Source organism: Frankia sp. Cppng1_Ct_nod, assembly GCF_920656135.1.
Lineage (GTDB): Bacteria > Actinomycetota > Actinomycetes > Frankiales > Frankiaceae > Protofrankia > Protofrankia meridionalis.
The window spans coordinates 1-6,293 of sequence record NZ_CAKKTK010000061.1 but is presented as its reverse complement, the minus strand read 5'-3'; the positions used below and the strand labels follow the sequence as shown (position 1 = coordinate 6,293).

Below are 6,293 nucleotides of genomic sequence, written 5' to 3'. Positions count from 1 at the left end.
CGCAAGGAGATCCCCGGGTTGCGGACGGTCGGACGTCGGTGTGGGGGCGGTCGGTGCGGCGGCGGGCCGCGCGGTGTCGGACACGGGTCCATCCTGCCAAGGCGGTCGCCGTGGCCTGGTGGACAGGCCCGCCGCGCGCCGATGGCGGGCCGCCCGAAGCACCCGCCGCCCGGCCCGTAGGATCGTTACCTGTGGTGACAGAAGAAGGCAGGAACCAGCAGGACCCGGACCAGCAGGGCCGGTCCGTTCCGGACCGGCCGACTCTCGACGGCGTCGAGACGCGGTGGTCGACCGTATGGCAGGAGCAGGCGACCTACCGGTTCGACCGCACCGCGGACCGGGCCCGGGTGTACGCCATCGACACCCCCCCACCGACCGTCTCGGGCTCCCTGCACGTAGGCCACGTCTTCTCCTACACGCACACCGACATCATCGCGCGCTACCAGCGGATGCGCGGCCGTGAGGTCTTCTACCCGATGGGGTTCGACGACAACGGCCTGCCGACCGAGCGGCGCGTGCAGAACTACTTCGGTATCCGCTGCGACCCGTCGCTTCCCTATGACCCGGACCTCACCCCGCCGGACAAACCCGGTAAGGAACAGATCCCGGTCAGTCGCCGCAACTTCGTGGAGTTGTGCGAGAAGCTGACGATCGAGGACGAGAAGGTCTACGAGCAGCTGTGGCGACGGCTCGGTCTGTCCGTGGACTGGTCGATGACCTACGCGACTATCGACGCCCGGTCCCGGGCGGTCGCGCAGCGGGCGTTCCTACGCAACCTCGCCCGTGGCGAGGCGTACCTCGCGCAGGCGCCGACCCTGTGGGACGTGACGTTTCGGACGGCGGTCGCGCAGGCCGAGCTCGAGGACCGGGACCGCCCCGGCGCCTACCACACGCTCGCGTTCACCCGTGTCGACGGCCCGGGAAACGACGGCCCGGGGAACGACGGCCCGGGGAACGTGGTTGTCGAGACCACCCGGCCGGAGCTGCTGGCGGCCTGCGTCGCCCTGGTCGCGCACCCCGACGACGAGCGGTACCAGCCGCTGTTCGGCTCGGCGGTGCGCACTCCCCTGTTCGACGTCGAGGTGCCGGTGCTGGCGCACCGGCTCGCCGACCCCGACAAGGGGTCCGGCATCGCGATGATCTGTACCTTCGGTGACCTGACCGACGTCATCTGGTGGCGGGAGCTGCGTCTGCCCACCCGTGCGGTGATCGGCCGGGACGGCCGGCTGCTGCCCGACCCGCCGGAGGCGGTCACCTCGCAGGCGGGCCGGGCTTGTTACGCGGAACTTGGCGGGCGTACCGCCCACAGCGCCCGCGAGCAGATCGTCGCATTGCTGCGCGAAAGCGGGGCACTGCTGGGTGACCCGCGTCCGATCAACCATCCGGTGAAGTTCTACGAAAAGGGTGACCGGCCGCTGGAGATCGTCACGACCCGCCAGTGGTACATCCGCAACGGCGGACGCGATGAAACCCTGCGAGCGGCGCTGCGTGCCCGCGGCACCGAACTGCACTGGCATCCCGCGCACATGCGGATCCGCTACGAGAACTGGGTCGACGGACTCACCGGAGACTGGCTGATCAGCAGACAGCGTTTCTTCGGGGTTCCGTTCCCGGTCTGGTACCCGCTGGACTCCGACGGCGTGCCACGTTACGACCAGCCGATCGTCGCGGACGAGGCAGCACTCCCGGTCGACCCGTCCAGCGACACAGCACCCGGATTCACCGCCGAACAGCGTGGAATCCCCGGCGGTTTCGCCGCCGACCCCGACGTGATGGACACCTGGGCGACATCGTCGCTCACCCCGCAGATCGCAGCCGGCTGGGGCAGTGACGACGACCTGTTCTCCCGGGTCTTCCCGATGGATCTGCGCCCGCAGGCACATGAGATCATCCGAACCTGGCTGTTTTCGACCGTGCTGCGCAGCCACGCCGAGTTCGGCACATTGCCGTGGACCAATGCGGCCATTTCCGGGTGGATTCTCGACCCGGACCGCAAGAAGATGTCGAAGTCCAAGGGAAACGTCGTCACCCCGCTGGACCTGCTTGAGCAACACGGTTCGGACGCGGTGCGCTACTGGGCCGCGTCCGGCCGACCGGGAACGGACACCGCTTTCGACGTCGGCCAGATGAAAATCGGACGCCGACTCGCTATCAAGCTGCTCAACGCGAGCCGTTTCACCCTCGGCCTCGGCGCGGTCGAGGAAGCTGGCTCGGTCGTCGAACCACTCGACCGGGCGCTGTTGGCCGCGCTCGCGGACGTGGTGGACGCGGCATCGGTGGCATTGGACGGGTACGACTACACCCGCGCCCTGGAACTGACCGAGTCGTTCTTCTGGCGGTTCTGCGACGACTACGTCGAACTGGTCAAGGGACGGGCGTACGGTTCGTTCGGCGCTACGGGTTCGGCATCCGCGCGGGCCACCCTCGCGATCGCGCTGTCCACGGTTCTCTCGCTGTTCGCGCCGTTCCTGCCGTTCGTCACCGAGGAGGTCTGGTCGTGGTGGAAGGCCGGATCGGTGCACCGCGCCCGGTGGCCGGAGGCGAGTGAGCTGCGCAAAGTCGCCGACGGCGGGGACCCTCGTCAACTCGAGGCGGTCAGCACGGCGCTCACGGCGATCCGGCGGTCGAAGTCGGCTGCCAAGGTCTCGATGAAAGCCGAAGTGGCCTCCGCCCGGGTCAGCGGGGACGCCGACCTGGTGACCCTGGTCGAGGCCGCCTCTGCCGATCTACGCAACGCCGGTAGCGTCATGGATCTCACCTTCGCCCGGGACGCAGGTGAGCTGACCGTCGACGTCGTCCTGGCCGAGCAGTCCTCCTGAGCGGATGACCCCGACTCGCGAAGCCGTGATCCGGGGTCATCCCGCGAGGCGGATGCCGGTGACGGCGAAGCGCTCGACGCTGCGCAGGTGGCCACCGGTGGATGCGATCACGACGAGGCCCTGGCCGGGCTGGCCGTCGGTGAGGTTCACGCTTGCTGTCCACGTCGAGTTGTCCCCGCCCGCGGGCTGGCAGCAGGACTCGCCGACGATCTGCCCGACGTTGCTTCCGGACGTCGCGCGCACCTGCACCCGGATGCTTTCGTCGACACCGCTGATGCGCCCGCCGACCGCCGTCGGCCCCCGCACCGTGGACGCATACGCCGGCAGGGAGAGCGAGAGGGTGGTGTCGTCGGTGCCGACGGCCTCCCAGGGAGCGTCATTGCCGGATCCGAACCGGATGAGGTGAACGACAGCCGCGACTCCCGTGCGCGTGCCCTCGGTCGGGTAGCCGACCTCGACGTGGGCGTCGTCGCCGGTCACCCTGCGCCCGAGCGCCCGATCGACCTCGCCGAAGCCGAGGAAGTCACGCGCGAACGACAGGGCGGTCGCGGCCGGGTCCAGCCGCCACGCCTCAGCACCGCCCGAGCGGTTGCCTGCCTGCCACGCCCGTGCGTCCGCGACGGAGGCAAAAGGCCACAGCGGCTGGTAGGGGATGGTCGCGGTGCCCGCGCTGGTTCCCTGCGGCGCAGACCCGGAGATCGCAGGTACCCCGGGCAGGTCGGTCGGGATCGCGGTCCCGTTCGCCCCGGATGGCCGCCCCGCGTCCGAATGTGCCCGGCCTCCGGTACCGCAGCCGGCCAGGACCAGCACGGCGACGGCAAACGCGGCCAGCGGCATGGCCGGCAGATGCGTCGCCGCCCGCGGCATGGCGAGCCTCCGCCGGAGACCGGCGGTGCGGCCGGCCGGTGGCACCGGGACGCTCATGGCTGCCTCCCCGGCGCTCAGGTGACGTTCTGGGTGAGTGCAGGGTCTGTGCCCTGAGCGCAGGGTAACGCCGGGAACATGGCGCGCGGGTGGAACGGACCGGTTGCGTCATGTCCGATTCCCGACCGGCGCCGCGACGGCGGACAACGGTCACCGAACCGGAGTCGACCCCGAAATGACGTGCGCGTAGACGATCACATTGTCCAGGTAGTGATGGGTCTTCTTGTCGAAATCCCCCCCGCAGGTGATGAGCCGCAGTTCCGGACGATCTACCTTACCGTATACATCGGTTTCCGGAAACGCATTCTTCGAGACCTCCTGAAGTCGGTCCACCGTAAAGCGAACCACCGTTCCATTCGTGGAGTTGACGTCGATGATGTCCGATTGTTTGAGTTTGCCGATCCGGTAGAAGACGGCCGGGCCGGTAGTCGAGTCATAATGACCGACAAGCACCGCGGCACCGACCTCTCCGGGACTCGGACCATATTCGTACCAGCCGACCTGACCCCAGGACAGCGGCACCTCGAGGGTTCCGTCCGCATTGAGCCCGACCGGCCCTACCGCCGCGGCCACACCCAATCCCGGAATACGCAGAAAGGTTGGTCGGTTGTCCGCCATACCAGCTGTCCCGGTTGCGGTTCCGGAGGCACCGACCGATGGTTGCAATACGGCACCGACACCCGCCGGGACGACCTCGGCAGGAATGCCGGATGGCCGGCCAAACTCGGACGAAGCAAGTCGTTGGCCGCTCACTCCTATCAGGAGCAGCCCGATCAGAACCAACCACCGTGACGGCAAGAAGACTTTCGACATCCTCGCGGCCATAACGCGTCCCATGCCTTTCCCCAGAACATCAAATGGCTACTGTGTCACTCGCGGTAACCGTACCGCTGCGACACAGGAGAAGAGGAAGGTCATGACGCACAGAATCGGCCGGGGCGTGGTGATGCTGGCGATGTCCGCCGCCACCGCGTTCTTCGTGGGTTTTAACCCCGCATCGGCATTTGCTGCGGACAGCAACACGTGGGCTCCGACCGCGGCCGCCGCGGACCCGACCGCGGCCGCCGCAGACCCGACCGCGGCCGCCAAGGACCCGGGCCAGTGGTCCACCGACAGCAAGGGCTCCGAGGACAAGTCCAAGGACGGCAAGGGCTCCGAGGACAAGTCCAAGGACCCGAGCCAGTGGTCCACCGACGGCAAGGGCTCCGAGGACAAGTCCAAGGACCCGAGCCAGTGGTCCACCGACAGCAAGGGCTCCGAGGACAAGTCCAAGGACCCGGGCCAGTGGTCCACCGACAGCAAGGGCTCCGAGGACAAGTCCAAGGACGGCAAGGGCTCCGAGGACAAGTCCAAGGACCCGAGCCAGTGGTCCACCGACGGCAAGGGCTCCGAGGACAAGTCCAAGGACCCGAGCCAGTGGTCCAAGGACGGCAAGGGCTCCGAGGACAAGTCCAAGGACCCGACCCCGCTCGGTGGTGTGTCCGCGGGCGGCGGTGGCATGGCCACGTCGTTCCCGGTCACTCCCGTCGCCGGCGCCGGAATCGGTGCTGCGATGCTCGGAGCCGGCCTGGTCACCCGTCGCCGGAACCGCGCGACGCAGTGACGAACGGGTCTGGATGCACCGGGCGGCCCCCGGCGCATCCAGACCCCCGACCCGGGTGGACGCCGCCGTCCGGCCCGAACCGGCCCCGGCCGGCGTCCACCCACCCCCGCACAAACCCTGAGCCGGTCCAGGTTCCGGTAACAGGTCCCGGTACCAGGTCCCGGACGCGTCATCATCGAGGTGCCTGCCACCGCGGCGAGACCATACGGTAACGTGGTCCACGTACGGGACGTGGCGCAGCTTGGTAGCGCACCAGACTGGGGGTCTGGGGGTCGCAGGTTCAAATCCTGTCGTCCCGACCGATATCAGAAGGGCTGCCGGCCGGTAGAAATACCTGGCCAGCAGCCCTTTTCGGCGATCTTCCCCGGACCGGTCCGGGATCAGACCACCCGCAGCTGGGGACCAGCTGGGGACCAGGCCGGGCGGGGTTCCGCTCCGGCCTGGCTCGGGTCGAGCAGGTCGGCTCCCCGTCAGTGACGTTTGTCGCCCCGCTCACGGACCCGGATCGAGATGTCGATCGGGGTGCCGGGGAAGCCGAAGTCCTCCCGGAGCCTGCGCTCCAGGAAGCGGCGGTACGCCGGCTCCAGGAAGCCCGTCGAGAAGATCACAAACCGGGGTGGCCGCACACCGGCCTGGGTCGCGAACAATACCCGGGGCAGGCGTCCGCCCCGCGACGGCGGAGGCGTGGCCGCCACGACCTCCCCCAACCAGGTGTTGAGCTGCCCGGTGGGGATACGCGACCCCCACGAGTCCAGCGAGGTCCGCAAAGCCGGTGCCAGCCGGTCCACCGCACGGCCGGTCAGCGCCGACACGTTCACCCGCGGCGCCCAGGCCACCCGGCCCAGATCCCGGACAATCTCACGTTCCAGAGTGAGCCGGCGGTCGGTGTCCAGCAGGTCCCACTTGTTGAATGCCAGTACCAGGGCCCGTCCGGCTTCGACCACCAT

4 protein-coding genes, 1 tRNA gene and 1 pseudogene are annotated in these 6,293 nt (G+C 68.8%); 3 read left to right on the top strand and 3 right to left on the bottom strand.

Annotated features, from left to right (window positions below):
• The first annotated feature begins 191 nt into the window (after positions 1–191).
• Positions 192–2,819, top strand: a complete 2,628-nt coding sequence (gene valS, locus NBW77_RS16315; protein ID WP_250279955.1) for a valine--tRNA ligase — start codon at positions 192–194, stop codon at positions 2,817–2,819.
• Positions 2,820–2,855: 36 nt separating this feature from the next.
• On the opposite strand, the gene NBW77_RS16310 is transcribed toward valS, so the two are convergent.
• Positions 2,856–3,743 (bottom strand): hypothetical protein, encoded by an 888-nt coding sequence (locus NBW77_RS16310; RefSeq protein WP_207386953.1) that lies wholly within the window; start codon positions 3,741–3,743, stop codon positions 2,856–2,858.
• Positions 3,744–3,893: 150 nt separating this feature from the next.
• Positions 3,894–4,361: a class F sortase gene (locus NBW77_RS16305; RefSeq protein WP_165486018.1), complete on the bottom strand. Its 468-nt coding sequence runs from the start codon at positions 4,359–4,361 to the stop codon at positions 3,894–3,896.
• A gap of 298 nt (positions 4,362–4,659) precedes the next feature.
• Between NBW77_RS16305 and NBW77_RS16300 the strand changes: the two genes are divergently transcribed.
• Both NBW77_RS16300 and NBW77_RS16295 read left to right on the top strand, forming a co-directional pair.
• Complete coding sequence (locus tag NBW77_RS16300; RefSeq protein ID WP_131746453.1) at positions 4,660–5,346, top strand: hypothetical protein; 687 nt, start codon at positions 4,660–4,662, stop codon at positions 5,344–5,346.
• A 225-nt stretch (positions 5,347–5,571) separates the two neighbouring features.
• Positions 5,572–5,645, top strand: a tRNA-Pro gene (locus NBW77_RS16295).
• A gap of 171 nt (positions 5,646–5,816) precedes the next feature.
• Here the strand turns inward: NBW77_RS16295 and engA are convergent.
• Positions 5,817–6,293: pseudogene (engA, locus tag NBW77_RS16290) on the bottom strand (ribosome biogenesis GTPase Der); the annotation flags it as partial.